Below are 21,712 nucleotides of genomic sequence, written 5' to 3'. Positions count from 1 at the left end.
CTGCCCTCTAGTATTGCCCTATCGCCACTCAACACGACGGAGCATCACTATGAAACGTATCCTTCTAAGCGCCATCCTGCTCGGCAGCCTGGTCACTACCGCAAGCGCCGCCACGGGCGTTCTCAGCCAGAAAAATTTGTCAGTGGAGCTCGCGGATAAAATCGCGCAAAGCACGCTACAGTCCTGCGCCAAAGACAGCTACAACGTCGCCGTTACTGTGGTCGACCGTGCCGGTACGCCGCTATTAATGAAGAGAATGGATAATGCCGGCCCGCACACCGTCGAAGCCAGCCGTATGAAAGCGTTCACCGCGCTAACCACTAAAAATGCCACCAGCAATGTCATGAAAGGTTCTCAGTCTAACGCTGGGGCCGCGAACCTGCGTGATATACCAGACTTCCTGCTGTTAGCTGGAGGAGTGCCGGTTAAGATGGGAGATCAGGTCATTGGCGCGGTTGGCGTCGGCGGCGCGCCGGGGGGAAATTTCGACGAAGCTTGCGCGATGGCTGGGTTGAAATCTATCGAAGGCGAACTTAACCAGGGCTAATCCAAAGCGGGTAGACTATTGCTACCCGCTTTGCCATAGCGTGTTACCGACTCACATGCTGCATGGCGTTTTGCTCAACCGCCCCGCTTATCTTCTTCGCCCGACTTTCTTGACCAAAGAAGGTCAGTATCGCGATAATGATCGCCACCGTACCGGCAACGATTGCCATCGCCAGCCCATAGTTCTGTCCATGGTGTTCCGCAATCGTCGCCTGTAAAGTCGCATTAACCGAAGCGATAAGATTACCCAGTTGATACACAAAGCCCGGCAGCACCGCCCGGGTATTCGCGGGAACCAGTTCATTTAGATAGGTCGGGACCACGCCCCAGGCGCCCTGAACCATAAACTGCATCAGGAATGCGCCGATTCCCAGCATCAGTGAACCGCTAGCGAATGCCCACAGCGGGATAACCGGTAGCGCCAGCAGCGAGGCGGTAATAATGGCCTTTTTACGGCCAATCTTCTCGGAAAGCGAACCGAACAGCACCCCGCCGATGATCGACGCAATATTGTAAGTGACCGCAATAATACTGATCGTTTTCGGATCAAAGCCATGCTGCACTTTCAAAAATACCGGATACAGATCCTGGGTGCCGTGGGAGAAGAAGTTGAACGCCGCCATCAGTACCACCAGATAACAGCACAATTTCCAGTGCGTTTTCAGTACCGGCAGTAGCGCCGTGCTCTCCTTTTTCGCCCGTGACGCTAGCCATACCGGTGACTCCTGCACGCAAAACCAGATAAACGGCAGCAGCAAAATAGGCGCAGCCCCGATGACAAACATCCCGCGCCAGCCGAGTAAATCAAATAGCAGCCCATAAGCGACGGCGGCAATCAGATAGCCAAACGGATAACCGGCCTGGAAAATTCCCGACATTAGCCCACGGGAACGGTCCGGGATAGTTTCCATTGACAGCGACGACGCCACGCCCCAAATACCGCCCATCGCCACGCCATATAGCACTCTTAAAACCAGAAAAATTGTTAATGAGGGCGCCGCAGCAGACAGCAGCTCGAATATCGAAAAGAAGATGATATTCAACATCAGGATCGGCTTACGGCCATATTTCTCGGCGAGCCGTCCAAAAATGAGCGCGCCGATAGGCCGTACGGCAAGCGTCAGTAATATCGCCAGCGTGACCTTTTCCAGCCCAACGTGAAACGTCTGAGCAATGTCACTCAGTAAGAATACAAGGAGGAAAAAATCGAAGGCATCAAGTGTCCAGCTTAAGAAGCTGGCAATGGCGGCATTGCGCTGTAGTGAAGTCCAGCCTAACATCGTGTTATCCCTATCCTGGCACAGCGGCCTGGAGATGTAGCAGCTACCCGAATGAACATGCAGGGCCAACTGCATATGTAAATGTAAAGTTTCTTAAGTTACCCATATGTTAAATACACCCAATAATCGTATGGCTGCAAGTTAATTAGCATGCTAATTTGTTTCAAATTAAGTATATGTCCCCTGATATTCCGCGCTGGCAGAATGTATAGCATTTGATATACGGCTGTTCTACAATGAGCTGTATACCAATTGCTATACAGGAAAAGAATATGAAATCAGATATCCAACTCAACATCCGGGCGAAGGAGTCCCAGCGGGCGCTGATTGATGCGGCCGCTGAAATTCTGCACAAATCGCGGACCGACTTTATCCTTGAGATGGCCTGCCAGGCGGCAGAAAACGTTATTCTCGACCGTCGGGTGTTTAACTTAAGCGATGAGCAATACGCCGAATTTATCGACATGCTGGATGCGCCGGTTGAAGCTAACCCCGCTCTCGATAAATTGCTGGCGAGAAAGCCGCAATGGGAAAAGTAAGCGCGCCTGCACCGCTATCCTCATACCATCAGATTGCGGAATTTTGTTGCGGAGAAACGGTTCTCGATCAATGGCTAAAACAGCGAGGAATGAAAAACCAGGCTCAGGGCGCCGCGAGAACCTTCGTGGTCTCCAAGGAAGATAGCCACCAGGTGGTGGGGTTTTATTCGTTGGCAACCGGCAGCGTTAATCACACGGAAGCCACTGGCGGCCTGCGGCGTAATATGCCCGATCCTATCCCGGTCATCATTCTCGCCCGCCTGGCGATCGACTGCGCTTTTCACGGACAGGGGCTGGGGGCTGATCTACTCCATGATGCGCTGTTACGCAGTTATCGCGTTGCCGAAAATGTTGGCGTACGTGCCCTGATGGTCCATGCCCTGACCGATAGCGCGAAACGATTCTATCTACACCACGGATTTAAAGCCTCAACCACCCAGGAACGCACTCTTTTCCTCGCGTTGCCTAAATAACTCCACCTTTCGTCATTTTCTCTACCACACTTATCTTTCAGTTCGGGAATCACACCAAAGGAAGGATAACGATGAAGAAAGTGGCGATTGTCGGCATTGGACCGACCGGGATCTATACTTTTCATTCCCTGGTTGAACGGGGTGAGCCGCTGGAGATAGTGCTCTACGAGCAGGGTGAAGAGGCTGGCGTCGGAATGCCTTATAACGATGAGCATAACTCAGCGCAAATGCTGGCGAATATCGCCAGTATCGAAATTCCCCCCATCTATATTACCTATCTGACGTGGCTACAAAATCAGAGCGAAGACTGGCTCACCCGGCATGGCATTGAGCGTGAGGCCTTACATGAGCGGCAATTTTTACCGCGCGTGATCCTCGGCGACTATTATCGCGATCGGTTCCTGGCGGTGTTGGAGAAAGCAAGGTTAGCGGGTTTCAACGTTAGCGTGCGCGAGTCCTGCGAGGTGACCGATCTCCAGGCGGAACAGGATGGCGTCAAACTGTGGGTTAACCATGCGCCCACAGCGGAACGCGCGGATTTTGCCGTTATCGCCACCGGACATCTCTGGCCGCAGGACGATGATTCCCCCCGCGAATATTATCCCAGCCCCTGGAGCGGTCTGATGCAGGCGCAGATCGCGCCGTGTCGGGTCGGTATTATGGGAACGTCACTCAGCGGTATTGATGCCGCCGTCGCCGTCGTCATTCAGCATGGCCATTTTTCGGCTGACGCCGATGAGAGCGTCCATTTTCGGCTGAATGACGCGAGCCATAAACTCCACATCACACTGATGTCGCGAAATGGCATTCTGCCCGAGGCCGATTTCTACTGCCCCATCCCCTATGAACCGCTGGAGATAGTCACCCATCAGGCGCTGGAAGCGGCCATCGCTGAGGGGAGCGAGGGATTGCTGGATCGCGTATTCCAGCTTATCGTCAAAGAGCTGGAGCTCGCCGCGCCGCAATGGTGCAGGCAGATAGGCTTGCGCCAGTTGACCGCGGATACGTTCAGCGACGCCTGGTTTATCGACAGAAAACGACACGATCCCTTCGCCTGGGCACATGTCAATTTGCAGGAAGTGGAACGCAATAAACAGCAACAGCATACCGTGCCGTGGCGGTATACCATTCTTCGTCTGCATGAAGTCATTGAGACGATTACGCCGCATCTTGATGAACGCGACCGCGAACGCTTTAAAACAGGGCTCGCCCGGATATTTATCGATAATTACGCGGCCATTCCGTCGGAATCGATTCGCCGTCTGCTGGCGTTACGGGAGGCCGGGGTTATTAGTATTTTGCCGCTGGGGTCCGATTATCAACTGGAGGTTCAACCACAGCTGACGGTCATCCACCACCATAACCAACGCAGCGAATTTGACGTCTTTATTGACGCCAGAGGCCAAAAGGCGCTGAAGAGTAAAGACATCCCTTTCCCGACGCTGCGCCAGCAGCTTCTCGCCTGCGGTGATGAAATCCCGGATATCGGTGATGACTACACCCTGCAGGCGCCAGCGTGCGCTCGCGGCCGCATTGCCTTCGGCGCGCTGCCGTGGCTGATGCATGACCGTCCTTTCGTTCAGGGGCTCGTCGCCAGCGCGGAGATCGGCGCCGCAATGGCCAGAGCGGTTTCACAGCAGGCCAGCGGACATCGGCGTAAGCTGTGGTTCAGTCATGATTGGTGATCCATTAGCATGCGATTAACAACTAACAGCCTCTTAAGCGCAACAACGGAAAAGAGGCCGTCATTCAGGCATGTTACAACTAAAGGTCATCAGGCAGCACAACTCTTACGAGGTACTTATGAGTCAACTATTTAGCCCTGCGCGAATTGGCAAACTGGAGCTGGAAAACCGTATTGTCATCGCCCCGATGTGCCAGTACTCCGCGGATAATGGCAAGGCGACCGCCTGGCACCGCATTCATCTTGGACAGCTGGCTTTTTCCGGCGCCGGTTTGGTGATTATTGAAGCCAGCGCCGTCGAGCCTGCGGGCCGCATTTCCCCGGCGGACGTCGGCTTGTGGGACGATGAAACCGAAGCCGCCCTGTACCGAGTGCTGGAAGATGTTCGCGCCTATTCAACAACCCGCATCGGTATCCAGCTGGGACATGCCGGGCGCAAAGCCTCCGTCGCTGCACCCTGGCTTGGCGGCGGTCAGTTGACGCTGGATAACGGCGGCTGGCAAACCGTCGCCCCATCCGCGCTGGCATTTCATGACGGCGACCGGGCGCCAAAAGCGCTGAGCCATGACGATCTGGCGCGGCTTAAGCAAGCCTTTGTTGATAGCGCGCGGCGCGCCGAACGCCTGGGAATTGAACTGATAGAGCTGCATGCCGCGCACGGCTACCTGCTGCATCAGTTCCTCTCTCCGTTGAGCAACCAGCGTACAGATGAATACGGCGGTTCACTGGAAAACCGCTTACGTTTCCCGCTGGAGGTTTTCCAGGCAATACGGGAGGCGGTCAGCGAAAATATCGCCGTCGGCGTGCGACTTTCGGCGACAGACTGGGTAGACGGCGGTTGGGATACCGCGCAATCCATCGTCTTTAGTCAGCAGCTTGAAGCACTGGGTTGCGACTATATTCACGTCTCCAGCGGCGGGTTGTCGCCGCAGCAGGCGATTCAGGTCGGTCCTGGCTATCAATTACCGTTCGCCCATGAAATCCGCCAGCAGGTTAACGTTCCGGTCATTGGCGTAGGGTTAATTACCGAACCGCAGCAGGCTGAAGATGCACTGCAAAACGGCGACGCCGATCTGATTGCCATCGCCCGCGCAGCGCTCTACAACCCACACTGGCCGTGGCAGGCTGCGGCGGCTCTGGGGGCCCAGGTTAGCGTGCCGCCGCAATACCTGCGTTCAGAACCGCATGGGCTGAAAGGCACGTTAAAAGCTAATCGCTGAAGCTTAACGATATGAATGATAGCGGCGCATCAGCGCCGCTAGATTACGGCAGGGTTAATCGCGGGTTTGCACCCAGAACGCGTGGATGAGACCAGGAATGTAGCCCAGCAAGGTCAGAATTATATTCAGAATGAATGCCCAGCCGAAACCTTTACCCAGCAGTACGCCCAGCGGCGGCAGGATGATAGTAAATACGATTCTCCAGAAACCCATACACTCTCCATACAAACAAAATTAACGACTTAAAAAAGAGACCTCGTCTCTAAGCATAGTAATTCTACCTGATGCCGCCACGTTAGCCGCCCCTTTTACCCGATTTTACGCATCTTGTAATGAGTATTCCTTCAGTGAGTGTGCAATTCAGCCGATGTATGGTTTTGTGAGTTCGATCATGTCCCCCTCACCGCATTGTCGTTATCCTTAATCTAACTTGTATGGTAGTAGACTATAAACAACGCGGTAAGGAAAAGTTTTCATGCAAATGACGATGCGCTGGTTTGGACCAGACGAAGATAAAGTCACTCTTGAGCAGATCCGTCAGGTTCCGGGGGTGGAAGGTGTGGTCGGCGCGCTGTACGACGTTCCGGTTGGCGAAGTCTGGCCACGGGAGAAAATTAAGGCGTTAGTCGAGCAGGCCCACGCTAACGGCCTGACGATGGAAGTTATCGAAAGCGTGAATATTCACGACGCGATTAAAATCGGGCTGCCGGAGCGCGATCGCTATATCGCCAACTATCAGCAAACTATCCGTAACCTCGCCGCCTTTGGCGTTAAGGTCATTTGCTACAACTTTATGCCGGTTTTCGACTGGATGAAAACCGACATGAACTACCGGCTGGCGGACGGGTCGCTGACGATGGCTTTTGAAAAAGCCGGCATCGATAAAACGCTGGAACAGGTCGTTACGGAAGTGCTCAGCAACGCCAACGGCTATGCCCTGCCGGGCTGGGAGCCCGAACGTTTAGCGCAGGTACAGACGCTATTCGACAGCTATAAAGCGGTCGATGACGACAAACTGCGAGAAAATCTGCTCTATTTCCTGGAGAAAATTATCCCGGTCTGCGAAGAGGTCGGCGTGAAAATGGCCATTCATCCTGACGATCCGCCGTACTCCATTTTTGGTCTGCCGCGCATTATTAAAAACCGCGACGATCTCGACTGGTTGTGTCGCGCGGTGGATTCACCGGCAAACGGTATTACCTTATGTACCGGCTCTATTGCCGAGGAGCCGCAAAATAACGTTTATCAAATCCTCGCGGAATTCAGCCAGCGCGGGCGCATTCATTTCGCTCATGTCAGAAATATTAAAATCATAAAAGACAAAGATTTCTACGAATCGGCGCACCCTACCCGCTACGGCTCGCTCGATATGTACCGGGTGATGCAGGCGCTGCACGACAACGGCTTCGACGGCTATATTCGTCCCGATCATGGCCGTTTTATCTGGGGAGAAACCGGCCGTCCGGGATACGGTTTATACGATCGCGCGCTCGGCGCCACTTACCTACTGGGATTATGGGAAGCGCTGGAAAACCAGCACGCCTGATCCGCTCTTCACTCAGGTGCCGGAGTTCTCCGGCACTGAAAATATAATAAAATCTCTGTTGGGAGGATGCCATGTCTCCAGCCCTGGCTCTGCTATGGGTGGTGGTCGGTATTGCGCTACTGGTCATCATGAATCTGAAATACAAAGTCCACAATATTTTCGCCTTGTTAATTGCCGGCCTGTTTGTCGCCATTATGGAGGGCGTGCCCCTCGATAAAATCGTCTCGATGGTTCAGCAAGGACTGGGCGGAATAATGGGACACCTGGCGCTGATCATTATATTCGGCGCTATCATCGGCAAATTTATGACTGAATCCGGCGCCAGCCAGCAGATTGCCGATACGGTCATCAGGCGTTGCGGTACCCGTTATCTGGCGGTCGGCTTGATGTTTATCGGCGTCATCTTCGGCATCGCCATGTTTTATGAAGTGGCGTTTTTGATTGCCATGCCGCTGGTTCTCAACATCGCCAGCAAAGCCAATATCCCGTGGATGAAACTGGTTATACCGACGGTCGTCGGCGCCACCATGGGCCATAGTTTATTTCCGCCACAGCCGGGGCCGGTTGCATTAGTCAGTGCCTTCCAGGCGGATATTGTTCAGGTTTATCTGTACGGCATTATCGTGATAGTCCCGGCGCTGTTCTGTGCGGGGATCCTGTTACCCGCCTGGCTTCCGGGTATCCGCGAGATGAAGCTGAATGCCATGATTAAACCGCAGGAGGAGAAACCTGCCGAGGCGCTGCCGTCGTTTGCGGTCAGCATTGCTATTCCGCTGATCCCCGCGATATTAATGATTGCGTCTTCGCTGATTCAGTCGCTGTTTGGCGCGGCCTCTTCTGCGGCAAAATTCTTCCAGTTCCTCGGTAGCGCGGAAATTAGCATGCTGCTGGCGACCGGCGCCGCAATCTGGCTGCTTGGCTGCCGCCGCGGTATGAACGCCGTTCAGGTTAACCACTGCGTAACGGATTCGGTCGCCAGAATTGCCAACGTCCTGTTCGTCATCAGCGCCGGCGGCATTCTTAAACAGGTTATTATCGATTCCGGCGTCGGCGACCATATCGTCACGATGATGAGCCACGTCCCGCTGTCGCCGTTTATCATCGCCTGGCTGATTACGGCTATTATTCGTATTCTTACCGGCCAGGGCGCCGTGGCGGCAATTACTTCAGCCGGGATTGTTTCGCCGATGGTTACCGCATTTCATCTTAATCCAGCGCTGATGTGCCTGGCGGTGGCCTGCGGTAGCAATACCATTACTTTGATGTATGACGGCGGCTTTTTACTCTTTAAGGAAACGTTTGGCATCTCGATGCGCGATACCTTTAAGACCTGGGGCTTACTGGAGCTAATCAACTCGGTGGTGGGTCTGTTGATGGTGTTATTACTGAGTCTGTTTATTTCCTGATAAAATACACCGCGGCGAGAATGGTATCGCCGCGGTAGCAGTCCAGTATATTACTGCTGGCTGGCCGGCGCCTGCTGCGCTGGCGCTTGCTCCGGCGCGATACTCTCTTTTATTTCTTTGGTTTTATTGGCGGCATCAGCGGAAAGCTGGTTGGCTTCAACGATAGCGTTATCTTTAATTTTTCCCGCCTCTTTCATGATCGCATCGCTTTTTTGCTGCGCATCCTGTTTTACCGCATCCGCTTTATTTTTCGCATCCTGGGCAATCGCGTCGGCCTTCTTGTCGGCTTCAGATTTAATACTGCTGGCCTGGTTTTTCAGGCTATCCGCTTCATTATTGGCCTGCGTTTTGATGTCGTCGATCTGCTTATCCGCTTCTTGCTTAATGGCCCGCGCTTTATCGGCGGCCGCATCTTTAATTTGTTCCGCGTTATCTTTGGCCTGATCCAGTTTATTGTCGACTTTCGATGAGTCATCGCAGCCAAACAACGCCAGGCACAATGCAGAGGTAATCAGCGTTTTATTCCACAGTTTCATCAGTATTCCCTTATCGGTCCAGGTGGTAATCCAGTGACGGTCATAGCCTTGCCGTATCGGCACAGTCAATTTATTTATAATCGCTATGCCTGGAGAGTCAAGCTATCGATAATTTTCAGTAATGCTTTGCCGGAAAATGCATAGATCAGCCAACGACGGCGGCTAATTTGCTTAAAAACAAGACAAAAAACCACTATTCCAGCAATCAATACGCCCGGGCGGATAACCTGCTTTCCTTCTGGATGGCTAAAAAGCATCTTATATTCCATTTTGCGCTAAACAGCAGATTTATGTTCTTTAAAATGCCGTTTTTACAGTTCTACCATTCAGCTATCTCGATACGAATGGGTAAATGGTTATGTCACTCTTTCACTCTGTAAGCGACCTGATTGGTCATACCCCGCTGTTACAACTGCATAAACTGGATACCGGCCCGTGCAGCCTGTTCCTGAAACTGGAAAACCAAAATCCCGGCGGTTCGATAAAGGATCGCGTGGCGTTGTCGATGATTAATGAAGCCGAGCGCCAGGGAAAACTGCGCCCCGGCGGCACCATCATTGAAGCCACCGCCGGTAATACCGGGCTGGGGCTGGCGCTGATTGCCGCGCAGAAAGGCTACAAACTGATCCTGGTGGTGCCGGACAAAATGAGCCGCGAGAAAATTTTCCATCTGCGTGCGCTCGGCGCCACCGTGCAGTTAACCCGCTCGGACGTCAACAAAGGTCATCCCGCCTATTATCAGGACTACGCCCGCCGTCTGGCGGAGGAAACGCCGGGCGCGTTTTATATTGACCAGTTCAACAATGAAGCCAACCCGTTAGCTCATGCCACCACTACCGCGCCGGAGCTGTTTGAGCAGCTCGATGGCGATATTGACGCCGTGGTGGTCGGTGTCGGCTCAGGCGGTACCCTGGGCGGTTTGCAGGCGTGGTTTGCGCAACATTCGCCGAAAACCGAATTTATTCTTGCCGATCCTGCGGGCTCGATTCTGGCGGACCAGGTAGAGACCGGGCAATACGGCGAAACCGGCTCCTGGCTGGTGGAGGGGATCGGCGAAGATTTTATTCCCCCGCTCGCCCATCTGGAGAAAGTACGCAAAGCGTGGCGTGTGACCGATCGTGAAGCGTTCGCCACCGCCCGGCAGCTGCTGCAAGTGGAAGGCATCCTCGCCGGATCGTCAACGGGCACCCTGCTGACAGCAGCCCTGCGCTACTGCCGGGCGCAGTCCACCGCTAAACGGGTGGTTACCTTCGCCTGCGATAGCGGCAACAAATACCTGTCGAAAATGTTCAACGACGACTGGATGCGCCAGCAAGGTCTGCTAAGCCGCCCGACGCGCGGCGATCTTAGCGATTTTATCGCCCTGCGTCATGACGAAGGCGCAACCGTCACCGCCGCGCCCGACGATACGCTGGCTGCCGTCCTTGCTCGTATGCGCCTGTACGATTTCTCACAACTGCCGGTGCTTGAAAACGGCCACGTGGTTGGCATCGTCGATGAATGGGATCTGATAAGCCACGTCCAGGGCGACAGCCGGCGTTTCGCGCTGCCGGTCAGAGAGGCGATGACCCGCCATGTCGAAACCCTGGATAAGCACGCCCCGGAAAGCGCGCTTAAAGATATCTTCGACCGTGGACACGTCGTGGTCGTCACCGATAACGATCGGTTTATCGGCCTGATCACCCGTAGCGACGTCCTGACCACCTGGCGTAACCGACTGGAACAATAAGGAACGAACATGAAAAACTTACAGACGCTCAGCGTCCATAGCGGCATTTTTAACGACCAGCATGGCGCGGTGATGCCACCAATTTACGCCACCTCCACCTTTGCCCAGCCCGCGCCGGGTCAGCATACCGGCTATGAATATTCACGTAGTGGTAATCCAACCCGCCACGCGCTGGAAACGGCCATCGCGGAGCTGGAAAGCGGTAGCCGGGGTTTTGCTTTTGCTTCAGGCCTCGCGGCCATTTCCACGGTACTGGAACTGCTGGATAAGGATAGTCATCTGGTGGCGGTAGATGATGTCTATGGCGGCACATACCGGCTGATCGAAAATGTTCGCCGTCGTAGCGCCGGTCTGCAGGTGACCTGGGTCAAACCTGACGATCTGCCAGGCATCGAAGCCGCGATCCGCCCTGATACGCGGATGATTTGGGTGGAAACGCCGACCAATCCGTTACTCAAGCTGGCGGATCTTGCGGCCATTGCCGCGATTGCCCGTCAACATAACATTATCAGCGTCACCGATAATACCTTTGCTTCGCCGGTCATCCATCGCCCTATCGAGCTGGGCTTTGATATCGTAGTCCATTCAGCGACCAAATATCTCAATGGACATTCGGATGTCGTTGCCGGTCTGGCGGTGGTTGGCGACAACCCCGCGCTGGCGGAGAAGCTGGGCTATCTGCAAAACGCCGTCGGCGGCGTACTTGACCCATTCAGCAGCTTCCTGACCCTGCGCGGCATTCGCACTCTGGCTTTGCGGGTAGAACGTCATAGCAGCAACGCTCTGCTGCTGGCGGAATGGCTGGAGCAGCAGCCGCAGGTCGAGAAAGTCTGGTTCCCCTGGCTCGCCAGCCATCCTCATCACACTCTGGCTCGCCGACAGATGGCCCTGCCAGGCGGTATGATTTCCATTGTGGTCAAGGGAGATGATGACTACGCCGGGCGCATCATCAAGAAGCTACGGTTATTTACCCTGGCGGAAAGCCTGGGGGGCGTGGAAAGCCTGGTGAGCCAGCCATTCAGCATGACCCACGCCTCCATTCCGCTGGAACAGCGGCTGGCGAATGGCATAACGCCGCAGTTGATCCGACTCTCGGTAGGTATTGAAGATCCGCAGGACCTGATTGCTGACTGGCGAAACGCGCTACGTGAGTAAACGCTAACCCCGCGCGCCGCGCGGGGTTTCATTACCCTCAGCAGAAACATACCGCTTTGGCGTTTTCCGTCGGATGATAGGGATCGCTTCGGTGATCGTCGCTATCATCCCGTTTCCGCGGGATCTCACCGTGTTTACCCGGCTCTTCTCGCGCCGGGTGTTTACCGCGTTTATCGAGTTCATGGTGATGCGCTCTGCTCATACTCAGGCTCTCCGGTTAATTGGGCGCTTGTTTGCGCAGCTTATCAACCCGCACCAGCGGCGGCGTCATTTTGCTATCCAGGCTTCCGTTGATGCTCACCAGTTTGTCTGGCTTGATGTCCTGGCCATCGAAAACGGCTGCCGGAATTATGGCCGCAATGGTTCCGGTCTTATCACGGAACAGATAGCGGTCGTCGCCTTCATGCTTAATCACATTGCCGCGCAGGGAGATAGTCGCGCCGTCGTGCATGGTTTTCGCCTGCTCAATGGTCATGATCCGGCCATCCTCCATACCGCGATAGCCGTCATCCAGCTGGTGCGGCGGCGGCGGTGCGGCATCGTTTTTAAAACCGCCCTTTTCTTCAGCCCAGACGCCAGCGGTGAGTAACAAACAGAGTGTCGCGATTAGCTTTTTCCTCATTATTTCACCTTTCATGTCAGCATGACTGTTATTAAAGTCTGGCCGCGGATAGCGATTTTAACAACGTCAATAATTCTGATATCAGCTAAAATAACAACGTCGCTATCGTATCGTTGAATATAAACATCATGCTGGAGCCGAAAGATGGACAATAATCAACAGGAACCGCCAGAGATAAACGAGAATCTACAGGCGTTACGCTTCGAGTATAACTTCCGGCGCTATGGGGTAGTTTTTCTCGCCATTATTATCATTGCTGCATTATGCGGTTTATTTTCATCTGGCTTCCTGAGCTCCGCCCATCATGAGAATTCAGCTTCATCATTAACGGTAGACTATGACCGTTTTGCCAGGCTAATGAGCGAAACCGAAGTCAATGTTCAGGTAAAAAACAGTGGCCTCACTCATACCTCAGTGGATTTCTCACCCACGTTATTAAGCCATTACCAAATTGGCGATATTCGACCGCAGCCCGATAAAATGTACAGCGCTAACGGTCATCTGATCCTGGTTTACAATGAAAATAGCAGTGGCGCGCCGCTTTCGCTGTGGTTATCTATCACGCCAAAAACATTTGGCAACCTTTCCACGACACTGCAGGCGAACCGGCAACCCGCCGTCACCTTTAACCAATTTGTCTTTCCGTAGGAGCCACAACGATGGAAATGGTGCTCAGAGCCGTCGCAATCTATCTTATCTTATTGATTATTTTTAAAGTTGCTGGCAGAAGAACGCTTATGCAACTCACCAGTTTTGATCTGATTTTACTGCTGATTATCAGTGAGGCCACCCAGCAGGCCATGCTCAGCACCGACTATTCTGTTACCGGTTCAATGCTGACTATTGTTACGCTGGTCAGCGTGGATATTTTATTTGGCTATATTAAGAAGCGCTTTGCGCAGGCTGAGAATTATCTTGATGGTTCGCCGACGATCGTCGTAGAAAATGGTGTTGTCGCTGACGATAAAATGAAAATGGTCAATATCTCTGTGGATGACATATTGCTCGCCGCGCGACAGCACCATGGTATATATCAACTTGAGAAGATTAAATTTGCGATCCTCGAACGTAACGGCCAGATTTCAATCATTCCGACCGAAGCGTAGAGACGTTACTTATCGCGTTCCGGTTGTTTATCGCCTGACTCAGGTGCCCGTGTCGGGTCGTCCTCTTCTTTTTCAGTAACATAATTAATATACATACCACCTCCAACTTTGCGGCATTGAATGATAAATTGTAGCGTTGTCATGAAATTTGGCCATTGCCATAATAAATAATGTCGCCTGTTAGCCATAATAAGTACTCTCGGATATTTCCGACCACCAGCCAGCAATGAATCAATAATACTCAAGTACTCAGTGACCACTACACCATGGCGAAATGCCATGTTCAGATCAATTGAGGCGACTATGGCGGTAAGAGGTATGCTGGATAACCAACTCAATGATAACGCGTATCCCCAGTTCCCGCGCCTCATCAATCAGTTGAATAACGTCACTGATTTGCCCAAAACGCGGATCGGGCTGCAGATGATCCTGCACGTCGTAACCGTCATCAAGAAATGGCGTCAGATAAAAGGGGGTTAACCACAATACCGTCACCCCAAAGCTACGTAAGTAATAGAGTTTTTGCCTTATCCCGGCCAGATCGCCACAGCCATCACCATTGGCATCATAAAACAGCGAGGTATCAACCTGATAAATTACAGCGTTTTGAAACCACGGTTGGCGAGGCATTATTCCCCCTCGTATCAGCAGAACATCACGAGCGCCCGAAGCATACCCGAGATATAAGCTCTTATTTTCTCTGCGCGGGCTTCGAGCGTCTGGCCAGTTTATCTACCAGAATTTGCTGCCTCGGGGTCAACGACGGGCACTGACAGTGCGCGTCAAAATTTATCTCTAACGTAATTTGCCGCCCTGCTGCCGTCAGCGGCGGCGCGCTATCGTTAATACGCGACAAGATAGCAAGGAGACGAAGCATTTACAGACCTTTTGCCGCTAACGCTTGGCATCAAAACCCGGCGTTTCGGAGCGAATAATATATTGCTCGGTAATATCCGGAATATGTTGCAGCAACCATTCGGCCATGCCTCTCTCTTCCGCCAGAATACTTTCTAAATCCGCAATCGAATCATGATCGTTGACCTTTTGCGCGGCGGTTAATAAGGAGGTATAACAGGCGACCTCAAACTGCTCGAAAACGTAACCGCTGATCACCCCTTTCACCACTTCATCTTGTGGAAACATTCCACCAATAGATTGTCCCATCGCGGCGATTTTACTCATTGAGTCTTTAAGAACCGAGCGGGAAATATTGTTGCGCGCAATAATATCATCCAGCACGGTAATTTGCCGACGGGTTTCAAAAAGATGCTGCTCAAGGCGGGTGCATAATTCCGGGTAGCTGTCGATGCGTTTGACCATCGATTCAAGCATCGATTCGGCCTGCTTTTCCATAGCGTGCGCGTCACGCAACCAATCGTGATAATTTTCAATATCAGTCATAACAACCTCTTTATAACAAGATAATTACTCTTCAGCCTTATCTTCATTTTCTTCTGCGGCCTGGTCGGCTCGCGCTGCGCTATACCCGGATAAGTGGCCGACAATATTTGCATAAATACTAATAATGATGACCCACAGGACACTGTCTTTCCACCATATTACCGACGGTATAGCCAGTACAAACCACATTATCGCCGCGACGAGATGACACCTTTTTATTACAACCGGACTAAGACTCATTTTTTTGCCTGATGCCTTAGATAGGATTAAGCGGACTGTTGGGCATCCTGATTGACGTGTCCAACGGCGATGTCCGTTAATTTCATATCAGCGTCTTTTTCTTCTTCCAGCGTTTCCGCCAGCAGTTTCACCGCGGCTTTATAGCCGAGCTGCTCCGCCAGCGTACACAGCGTACCGTAGGCCGCAATTTCATAGTGTTCAACTTTCTGCGCGGCGGCTATCAGCGCAGCATCGCGGATCTCGTTCTTTTCCGTCGCTTCGATCACTTCGTTGGCCTCTTCGATAAGCCCTTCCATCGCCACACACTTCATCCGTTTCAGGCGAATTTGATCATTCTGTTCGAGAAGTTTATCGATACGTTCTATATGGCCCTGCGTTTCCTCGAGGTGAGCGCTGAATGCCGTTTGTAGCTCTTCACATGCGCTGGCGCGGGATAGCTTAGCCAGCGCGCGGGTTAACTGTTTTTCCGCGCTGTAGGTATCCGATAATAAATGGATAAAAATATCTTCAATGGTTTGTATTTTCATAAGTCACACCTTTTAAAAAACTGCGGGCCGGATGACCCGCAGGGTATTTTTAACAGCAGCTACCAGATCAAATTACTTATATTCACAAGCTAGCTATCACCGGATTTACGGCCGCCGCCATGGCTGTTTTTACCGCCTTTTTTACCGGCTTCGGATGCACGTTCCGGGTCATTTTTAAAATTCCCGCCGCTGTGCTGTCCGCCTTTACGTCCGGCTTCAGATGCTTTTTCCCGGTCTTCTGCAAAATTACCTGAACCACCTCTGTGCTCTGCCATAACGTTTACCTTTTAGCTTGGTTAGTAAAAGATGATTTAACGCTCTAAATCATCGCCGTCGAGAGTTAAGTCTGGAGCAATAAGTGAAATATGCAACTCAAATAAAATATATTAACAGTCATTACATAATTAATACAAAAATAAATAACGGAACGACAAAAATAACCAATATCTCGCTAAGATCATATTAATCAGATGAAATAAACGCGCCGGCAAAGCCAGAATTTTTAGTGCCTGACGAATGAGCAAAAAGAACTGTAAATAAGATTAAATATTCTATTTTTAAATATTTCATTGAATAATCCGAAAAATAATAAAATGAATAATCACATATAAATCGCCTTATATCAGTATGTTGGCTAAAGAAAATCTGGAATATACCCATTGGGCAAAGATTTACATTTATCGCAACAACCGCATACCTTCTATCATTACTCTTTTCTGTGAAGGAGATTGCTATGGATAATGACAAACTGCGTACCAACCATTGGCCACACCCCCCTTTCCCCGATCAACCGCAAACGCCTCCCGGCCTGGCCGCCGAAATGGAACCCACACCGGATCATGGTGAAGTCAGCTACAGCGGGTCAGGACGACTACAGGGTAAGAAAGCGCTGATTACCGGCGGAGACTCCGGTATTGGTCGCGCCGTGGCCATCGCCTTTGCCCGCGAAGGCGCGGATGTTGCCATTAACTATCTTCCGGAAGAACAGAGCGATGCGGACGCCGTCATCGCGCTTATCAAAGCGGAAGGCCGTACGGCGGTGGCGATATCGGGCGATATTCGCGTGGAATCCTTCTGTGAAACGCTGGTGGAAAAAGCGGTAAGCGGTCTTGGCGGTTTGGATATTGTTGTGAACAATGCAGGTCGTCAGCAATACTGTGAAAAAATTGAGCAACTCACCACCGCCGATTTCGATGCAACCTTCAAAACCAACGTCTATGCGCCGTTCTGGATAACCAAAGCCGCGCTGCCGCACCTCAAAGCCCAAAGCGTGATTATCAACACCTCTTCGGTACAGGCTTTTAAACCGAGCCCTATTTTGCTGGATTATGCCCAGACCAAGGCCTGCCTGGTGGCATTCACTAAATCGCTGGCTAAGCAGTTAGGGCCGCGTGGGATCCGGGTCAATGCAGTCGCTCCCGGCCCGTACTGGACGGTGCTGCAGTCAAGCGGCGGACAGCCGGCGGAAAAAGTGCAAAACTTTGGCGGCGATACGCCGCTGGGGCGGCCAGGGCAACCCGTTGAGATCGCCCCGTTGTATGTGACTCTCGCCTCTGATGCCTGCTCGTATGCCTCCGGCCAGGTCTGGTGTTCAGACGGCGGTGACGGCGTACTTTAATAATGGAATGCCGGCAGCACCAGTTCGCCAATCTCCTGCATCGTCTCGGCCAGCGGACGCTGGTTGCGACGAAAATGCAGACCGATATGGTTCACGCCGGCATCGCGCATCGCATTTAATTCCTGAATGAGACCATGGCGGCCGCTGCTGATGCCGAAACGATGGCGCTGAATCGGCGCATTGGGGTCATCTTGCAGATCCAGATGGATAAAGCTGATATAGGGTTTCTCGCCCGCTACCCGGCGCCACAGCTTGACGCGGCTAACGTGCTCGTCAGGCTGGCCTGGATAGGCAAGCCAGCCATCCATATTGCTGCCTACCCATTGCGCCGTTTGTTGCGCCAAACCAGCAACCAGCAGCGGCGGGGTCGGTTTGGCTGGCAGCAACTCCAGGCCCGGCGCCAGCTGACGATCGGTCTCGCCCTTCAGCACGCTCACGCCGTGACGGAAACGCTCGCCGCGGCTGGCGTAGTCTTCACCAAATAGCGGGTATTCGACCGGCCTGTCGCCGCTGGCGATGCCCAATAGCAGCCGGTCTCCGCTGAGCGCCTGCACCGTGGCGGCGGCTTTACGTACCAGCCATGGCTGACGTAGCGGCAGCACAACCGCCGCCGTGCCCAGCAAAATATTTTGCGTCAGGCTCGATAAATAGCCGAGGTAGGTAAAGGCTTCAAAGACGTTAGCCGCATCGCCAAACTGCGGATCGTACAGCGGAACATCGCGGATCCAGGCAGCTCGAAACCCGAGCGTATCCGCCAGTTTAATGCGCTCCGCGTGCTCGCTCATATCCGGCACGCCAAACGGTCGCCCGTCGCGCTGCCGTTTTAGCTGTCCGCTGGTCGACCAGTCATTGTCCAGCGGCAGTTCAACGCCAATCGTTAGCGGCTGCTGGGTTAATTTTTCGATGCTCATGAGTCACTCCGTCAACCGCCGGGCGGTATCACGTTGAAAATATGAGCAAAGTGTTTCATGGAATGCTATTGCGATAAACAGCACTAATCGCAATAGATAATTGCTATTTATGGAATTATCTTTAGTTCTGATTTTGTTTTAATGGACCGCTCACCAACACCAGAGGAAGAAACAATGATAAAAACCGACGCCTGGCTGTGGAAAAAGCACGCCTCCCCGCTTCTGCTTGAACGCCATGAGAAAACATTAGTCACGCCCGCTGACGATCAGGTGCTGATCGAGAACCGCGCCATTGGTCTTAATCCGGTCGACTGGAAGCTGATGGCCGGTCTCTCCGACGCCTGGCAGGAGGATCAGATCCCCGGCGTCGACGGTATGGGGGTGATTACCGCCGTTGGCCGCAACGCCCGTCACCTTCGTCCCGGCACGCGTGTGATGTATCACACCGACCTGCGTTTTGACGGTAGCTTTGCCCGCCATACGTTAGTCAGCGCCCAGGCGGTGATTGCAGTTCCCGACCACATTAGCGACCTTACCGCTGCGGCGCTGCCGTGCCCTGGTCTGACAGCGTGGCAGGCAGCGCAAAAGATCCCCCTTCCGGCTGGCGAGAATGTGTTGGTCAGCGGCGCCGGCGGCGCTGCCGGCAGTCTGCTAAGCCAATTACTGATTGAGAGTGGCGCTAACGTCTACGTCACGGCCAGCGCCACGCATCACCCGAAACTACTGGCTCGTGGGGTGATTCAGGCCTTTGATTATCACCATACTTCCTGGCCGCAGGAGCTAAAACGCGCGCTGGCGGGTAAATCGCTGTATGCCGCTTTCGATACCGTAAATCAGCAAAATGCTCTTTCGCTTGCTGGGTTGCTCGGCTACTACGGCCATCTGGTCTGTATACAGGACCGGCTCGAGCACGCGCCGCTACCGGCATTTACTACCAGTATCTCATTGCATGAAGTCGCGCTTGCGGCAATCCATCCTTACGGAACCCAGAGGCAGTGGAGTCGATTACGTCAGGCCGGGGAAAACATGCTGCAGCAAATTGGCCGCGGCGAACTGATGATGCCGCCGATAGAAAGCGTCAGTTTCGACGAGCTCCCACAGGCGCTGGAAAGGCTAAAACAGAACAATAACGGTATTAAGTACGTAGCGGTGCTGTAATATTCATCAGCACGATGAATAACCTCAATCCCAAAAACCGGGTAATCAATGCCACATCCAACGGACCTCTTTCCGCTGGATGAGGCATCCATCGCTTCTCTTCCGTAGGTCGGTGTGGTGCTGAATGGTTACAAGAGCCTGGGATTCAGCAGAGTATTACCGAAAATATAACAGCTAGATTGCTACCTAATAGTTACCACTGTCGATTAAAAATTCAGATTGAAAGAATCAAAAAAAGGAGTAACGTTAAAAAAACATTAACAAAGAGGTGCAAAATGTTACGCGATTATTTAAAACTGGATTCTGAAGACCAATTAGTTGAACAACAAAGCGGTCATCAACCTAGCCAGCAGTATACCGAAGTGACTGAGTGGGTGATCCTCAATAAAGAGGGTAAGAAAAAAGGCCGCGTCTCCCTGTTTGATAAATTTAATACTCGTCGCTCGTGGAATGTCAATTTCCGCATTACCCAGTTTGATAACAGCGGTAAAGTTATCGTTGACCAACTGACAGACGCTATTTAACAGAATAATTAATAACATAGCGCCCAATCTGTGATGGAAGCCACCTGACAAAACGCTGAGGCCAGCAGCCGCATTCATGCGGGAAAGCATAAATAGTTTTCAACTCATCAATTACCCGCTCGTTTTATAAAAATAAAATGAGTACTCGCTGCGCCTGAAGAAAAATAAACGCGCCAGTCGGCGCGTTTAATCATTAATTGTTTCTGACCGGCGGCGTCACCCTGACGCCAATAAAGACAATCAGCATGGCGCTTAATAATAACAGCCCGCTGCCGGTAAATACGCCGCTGGCGCCGCTGATATCAAATATTGCCCCACCGCCGGCAGCCCCGGCGCTAATGGCCAGCTGGATCGCCGCGACTAATAATCCCCCTGCGCTTTCCGCTTCATCCGGTACCGTAGTGGCAAGCCAGGTTGACCAGGCCACCGGCACCAGGCCGAATGCAAATCCCCACAGGGCGACCAACAGGCCATCCAGTAGCGCAATATGACCATACAGCACCATCATCAGCGCCAGCACGCTCATCGCCAGTGGAACCAGCGCCAGCGTCATCCGCAAACTGCGCGCCAGCAGATGCCCGGCAAGCGAGGTGCCAATAAAGTTGGCCACGCCGAACCCCAGCAAAATCAACGACACCCCTTCTACGCTTGCCAGCGCCACGGTTTCGAGAAATGGCCGCAGATAGGTAAAGAAAGCGAAGTGGCCGCCAAAAATCAAAATCGAAGCCAGCAGGCCTCCAACCATCCCTGGCCGGCGCAGCACTTTAAACAACGTACTGAAACTGCCTGCGCTCTCCGGACGCATCGACGGCAGTACCCATAGCTGCCACAGTAGCGCGACCAGGCTCGGTACGGCGCAGATGATAAAGACGTTACGCCAGCCAATGAGCGCGCCAAGATAGCTACCCAGCGGCGCCGCCACTACGGTGGCAATCGACACCGCCGAGAAGATAATCGCCAGCGCTTTCGGCACCATCGCCGCCGGTACCAGCCGCATCGCCGTTGCCGTCGACATCGCCCAGAAGCCGCCGATAGCGATACCAAGCAGCAGGCGTCCCAGCAGCAGTAACTCCAGTGAACCGGCAAAGGCCACGATCAGACTGGAGATGATTTGCAATACGGAAAAGAACATCAGTACCCAACGCCGGTCGATATTGCGGGTTGCAGAGGTAATCAACAACCCCGTCACCAGAGCGATTAACGCCGTGGCGGTCACCGCCTGTCCGGCCATCCCTTCGCTGACGCCAAGACTGCTGGCCATCGGCGTCAGTAAACTGGCCGGTAGAAATTCAGCGACGATCAGGCCAAAGACCCCCAGCGCCAGCGCATACACGGCGCGCCACGCCGGGCGGGCGTTAACTGCGCTCTCTTCAGCGACAATGCAAGAACTCATATACATCTCTCCAGAATCATTAACATTCGCCAAGCTTAGTGGCTTCCGTTAAGACGATATATGATACATACTCTGCAATTATTGATTATTCGTCCGGA

27 protein-coding genes and 1 pseudogene are annotated in these 21,712 nt (G+C 52.9%); 14 read left to right on the top strand and 14 right to left on the bottom strand.

The genetic code is table 11. From position 1 onward, the window contains the following. The first annotated feature begins 49 nt into the window (after positions 1 to 49). Positions 50 to 547 (top strand): GlcG/HbpS family heme-binding protein, encoded by a 498-nt coding sequence (locus PGR10_RS03110; RefSeq protein WP_087860748.1) that lies wholly within the window; start codon positions 50 to 52, stop codon positions 545 to 547. 43 nt (positions 548 to 590) lie between these two features. Here PGR10_RS03110 and PGR10_RS03105 read toward each other — a convergent pair whose 3' ends face one another. Then, positions 591 to 1,826, bottom strand: coding sequence for an MFS transporter (locus PGR10_RS03105; RefSeq protein ID WP_047067471.1), 1,236 nt, complete (start codon positions 1,824 to 1,826; stop codon positions 591 to 593). A gap of 272 nt (positions 1,827 to 2,098) precedes the next feature. Here PGR10_RS03105 and PGR10_RS03100 point away from each other — a divergent pair, with 272 nt between their 5' ends. The 4 genes from PGR10_RS03100 to PGR10_RS03085 all read left to right on the top strand — a co-directional run bounded on the left by PGR10_RS03100 (position 2,099) and on the right by PGR10_RS03085 (position 5,742). Then, on the top strand, positions 2,099 to 2,365 hold the full coding sequence (locus PGR10_RS03100; RefSeq protein ID WP_015705366.1) for a DUF1778 domain-containing protein: 267 nt from the start codon (positions 2,099 to 2,101) through the stop codon (positions 2,363 to 2,365). Beyond that, positions 2,353 to 2,838, top strand: a complete 486-nt coding sequence (locus PGR10_RS03095) for a GNAT family N-acetyltransferase (RefSeq protein WP_430922908.1) — start codon at positions 2,353 to 2,355, stop codon at positions 2,836 to 2,838. The genes PGR10_RS03100 and PGR10_RS03095 overlap by 13 nt, the downstream gene beginning before the upstream one ends. Positions 2,839 to 2,909: 71 nt before the next feature. Beyond that, positions 2,910 to 4,523: an FAD-NAD(P)-binding protein gene (locus tag PGR10_RS03090; protein ID WP_430922907.1), complete on the top strand. Its 1,614-nt coding sequence runs from the start codon at positions 2,910 to 2,912 to the stop codon at positions 4,521 to 4,523. Positions 4,524 to 4,641: 118 nt separating this feature from the next. Next, on the top strand, positions 4,642 to 5,742 hold the full coding sequence (locus tag PGR10_RS03085) for an NADH:flavin oxidoreductase/NADH oxidase (RefSeq protein ID WP_430922906.1): 1,101 nt from the start codon (positions 4,642 to 4,644) through the stop codon (positions 5,740 to 5,742). A gap of 54 nt (positions 5,743 to 5,796) precedes the next feature. Here PGR10_RS03085 and PGR10_RS03080 read toward each other — a convergent pair whose 3' ends face one another. Continuing rightward, positions 5,797 to 5,955, bottom strand: coding sequence for a YqaE/Pmp3 family membrane protein (locus PGR10_RS03080; RefSeq protein ID WP_002903230.1), 159 nt, complete (start codon positions 5,953 to 5,955; stop codon positions 5,797 to 5,799). A gap of 262 nt (positions 5,956 to 6,217) precedes the next feature. On the opposite strand from PGR10_RS03080, the gene uxuA reads away from it, so the two are divergent. Beyond that, complete coding sequence (gene uxuA / locus PGR10_RS03075) at positions 6,218 to 7,288, top strand: mannonate dehydratase (RefSeq protein ID WP_316423880.1); 1,071 nt, start codon at positions 6,218 to 6,220, stop codon at positions 7,286 to 7,288. Positions 7,289 to 7,359: 71 nt separating this feature from the next. After that, positions 7,360 to 8,694, top strand: a complete 1,335-nt coding sequence (locus PGR10_RS03070; RefSeq protein WP_316423879.1) for a gluconate:H+ symporter — start codon at positions 7,360 to 7,362, stop codon at positions 8,692 to 8,694. Positions 8,695 to 8,744: 50 nt separating this feature from the next. On the opposite strand, the gene PGR10_RS03065 is transcribed toward PGR10_RS03070, so the two are convergent. Together PGR10_RS03065 and PGR10_RS03060 are read right to left on the bottom strand one after the other, a co-directional pair. Next, complete coding sequence (locus tag PGR10_RS03065) at positions 8,745 to 9,230, bottom strand: E3 ubiquitin--protein ligase (protein WP_213316046.1); 486 nt, start codon at positions 9,228 to 9,230, stop codon at positions 8,745 to 8,747. An 83-nt stretch (positions 9,231 to 9,313) separates the two neighbouring features. Beyond that, positions 9,314 to 9,487 (bottom strand): hypothetical protein, encoded by a 174-nt coding sequence (locus PGR10_RS03060; protein ID WP_213794067.1) that lies wholly within the window; start codon positions 9,485 to 9,487, stop codon positions 9,314 to 9,316. A gap of 95 nt (positions 9,488 to 9,582) precedes the next feature. Here PGR10_RS03060 and PGR10_RS03055 point away from each other — a divergent pair, with 95 nt between their 5' ends. Beyond that, positions 9,583 to 10,959: a pyridoxal-phosphate dependent enzyme gene (locus PGR10_RS03055; protein WP_430922904.1), complete on the top strand. Its 1,377-nt coding sequence runs from the start codon at positions 9,583 to 9,585 to the stop codon at positions 10,957 to 10,959. Between the two features lie 9 nt (positions 10,960 to 10,968). Further along, positions 10,969 to 12,114 (top strand): trans-sulfuration enzyme family protein, encoded by a 1,146-nt coding sequence (locus PGR10_RS03050; protein ID WP_430922902.1) that lies wholly within the window; start codon positions 10,969 to 10,971, stop codon positions 12,112 to 12,114. A 37-nt stretch (positions 12,115 to 12,151) separates the two neighbouring features. Here PGR10_RS03050 and PGR10_RS03045 read toward each other — a convergent pair whose 3' ends face one another. After that, complete coding sequence (locus PGR10_RS03045) at positions 12,152 to 12,316, bottom strand: hypothetical protein (RefSeq protein WP_015705356.1); 165 nt, start codon at positions 12,314 to 12,316, stop codon at positions 12,152 to 12,154. 15 nt (positions 12,317 to 12,331) lie between these two features. Next, complete coding sequence (locus PGR10_RS03040; RefSeq protein ID WP_015366670.1) at positions 12,332 to 12,736, bottom strand: YdeI family stress tolerance OB fold protein; 405 nt, start codon at positions 12,734 to 12,736, stop codon at positions 12,332 to 12,334. Positions 12,737 to 12,880: 144 nt separating this feature from the next. Here PGR10_RS03040 and PGR10_RS03035 point away from each other — a divergent pair, with 144 nt between their 5' ends. Together PGR10_RS03035 and PGR10_RS03030 are read left to right on the top strand one after the other, a co-directional pair. Next, entirely contained in the window at positions 12,881 to 13,384 is a 504-nt protein-coding gene (locus PGR10_RS03035) for a hypothetical protein (RefSeq protein ID WP_430922901.1), read from the top strand. 11 nt (positions 13,385 to 13,395) lie between these two features. After that, on the top strand, positions 13,396 to 13,842 hold the full coding sequence (locus PGR10_RS03030) for a DUF421 domain-containing protein (protein ID WP_213794070.1): 447 nt from the start codon (positions 13,396 to 13,398) through the stop codon (positions 13,840 to 13,842). A gap of 5 nt (positions 13,843 to 13,847) precedes the next feature. Here PGR10_RS03030 and PGR10_RS03025 read toward each other — a convergent pair whose 3' ends face one another. The 6 genes and pseudogenes from PGR10_RS03025 to PGR10_RS03000 all read right to left on the bottom strand — a co-directional run bounded on the left by PGR10_RS03025 (position 13,848) and on the right by PGR10_RS03000 (position 16,285). Further along, on the bottom strand, positions 13,848 to 14,123 hold the full coding sequence (locus tag PGR10_RS03025; RefSeq protein WP_213794120.1) for a hypothetical protein: 276 nt from the start codon (positions 14,121 to 14,123) through the stop codon (positions 13,848 to 13,850). Positions 14,124 to 14,145: 22 nt separating this feature from the next. Continuing rightward, positions 14,146 to 14,472: pseudogene (locus PGR10_RS03020) on the bottom strand (alpha-amylase family glycosyl hydrolase); the annotation flags it as partial. A gap of 264 nt (positions 14,473 to 14,736) precedes the next feature. Next, complete coding sequence (locus tag PGR10_RS03015) at positions 14,737 to 15,243, bottom strand: ferritin-like domain-containing protein (RefSeq protein ID WP_015366679.1); 507 nt, start codon at positions 15,241 to 15,243, stop codon at positions 14,737 to 14,739. A 24-nt stretch (positions 15,244 to 15,267) separates the two neighbouring features. Beyond that, complete coding sequence (locus PGR10_RS03010) at positions 15,268 to 15,483, bottom strand: hypothetical protein (RefSeq protein ID WP_032705768.1); 216 nt, start codon at positions 15,481 to 15,483, stop codon at positions 15,268 to 15,270. Between the two features lie 26 nt (positions 15,484 to 15,509). Next, positions 15,510 to 16,010 (bottom strand): ferritin-like domain-containing protein, encoded by a 501-nt coding sequence (locus PGR10_RS03005; RefSeq protein ID WP_015366681.1) that lies wholly within the window; start codon positions 16,008 to 16,010, stop codon positions 15,510 to 15,512. Positions 16,011 to 16,099: 89 nt separating this feature from the next. Beyond that, positions 16,100 to 16,285, bottom strand: a complete 186-nt coding sequence (locus tag PGR10_RS03000) for a general stress protein (protein WP_004143718.1) — start codon at positions 16,283 to 16,285, stop codon at positions 16,100 to 16,102. A gap of 458 nt (positions 16,286 to 16,743) precedes the next feature. Here PGR10_RS03000 and PGR10_RS02995 point away from each other — a divergent pair, with 458 nt between their 5' ends. Continuing rightward, entirely contained in the window at positions 16,744 to 17,628 is an 885-nt protein-coding gene (locus PGR10_RS02995) for an SDR family oxidoreductase (RefSeq protein ID WP_430922900.1), read from the top strand. On the opposite strand, the gene PGR10_RS02990 is transcribed toward PGR10_RS02995, so the two are convergent. Continuing rightward, positions 17,625 to 18,539, bottom strand: coding sequence for a TIGR03571 family LLM class oxidoreductase (locus PGR10_RS02990; protein WP_430922898.1), 915 nt, complete (start codon positions 18,537 to 18,539; stop codon positions 17,625 to 17,627). The two genes, PGR10_RS02995 and PGR10_RS02990, sit on opposite strands and share 4 nt — an antisense overlap. A 174-nt stretch (positions 18,540 to 18,713) precedes the next feature. Between PGR10_RS02990 and PGR10_RS02985 the strand changes: the two genes are divergently transcribed. Further along, positions 18,714 to 19,697, top strand: coding sequence for a zinc-binding dehydrogenase (locus PGR10_RS02985; RefSeq protein ID WP_430922895.1), 984 nt, complete (start codon positions 18,714 to 18,716; stop codon positions 19,695 to 19,697). Between the two features lie 275 nt (positions 19,698 to 19,972). Next, entirely contained in the window at positions 19,973 to 20,221 is a 249-nt protein-coding gene (locus tag PGR10_RS02980) for a hypothetical protein (protein ID WP_015366686.1), read from the top strand. Positions 20,222 to 20,414: 193 nt separating this feature from the next. Here PGR10_RS02980 and PGR10_RS02975 read toward each other — a convergent pair whose 3' ends face one another. After that, positions 20,415 to 21,614: an MFS transporter gene (locus PGR10_RS02975; protein ID WP_430922893.1), complete on the bottom strand. Its 1,200-nt coding sequence runs from the start codon at positions 21,612 to 21,614 to the stop codon at positions 20,415 to 20,417. Positions 21,615 to 21,712 lie beyond the last annotated feature (98 nt).

It is taken from the genome of Klebsiella sp. 141198, from assembly GCF_050600785.1.
In the GTDB taxonomy this organism is placed as follows: Bacteria; Pseudomonadota; Gammaproteobacteria; order Enterobacterales; family Enterobacteriaceae; genus Klebsiella; species Klebsiella aerogenes.
The sequence above is the reverse complement of the archived record's forward strand: the minus strand, read 5'-3'. Positions and strand labels throughout refer to the sequence as shown.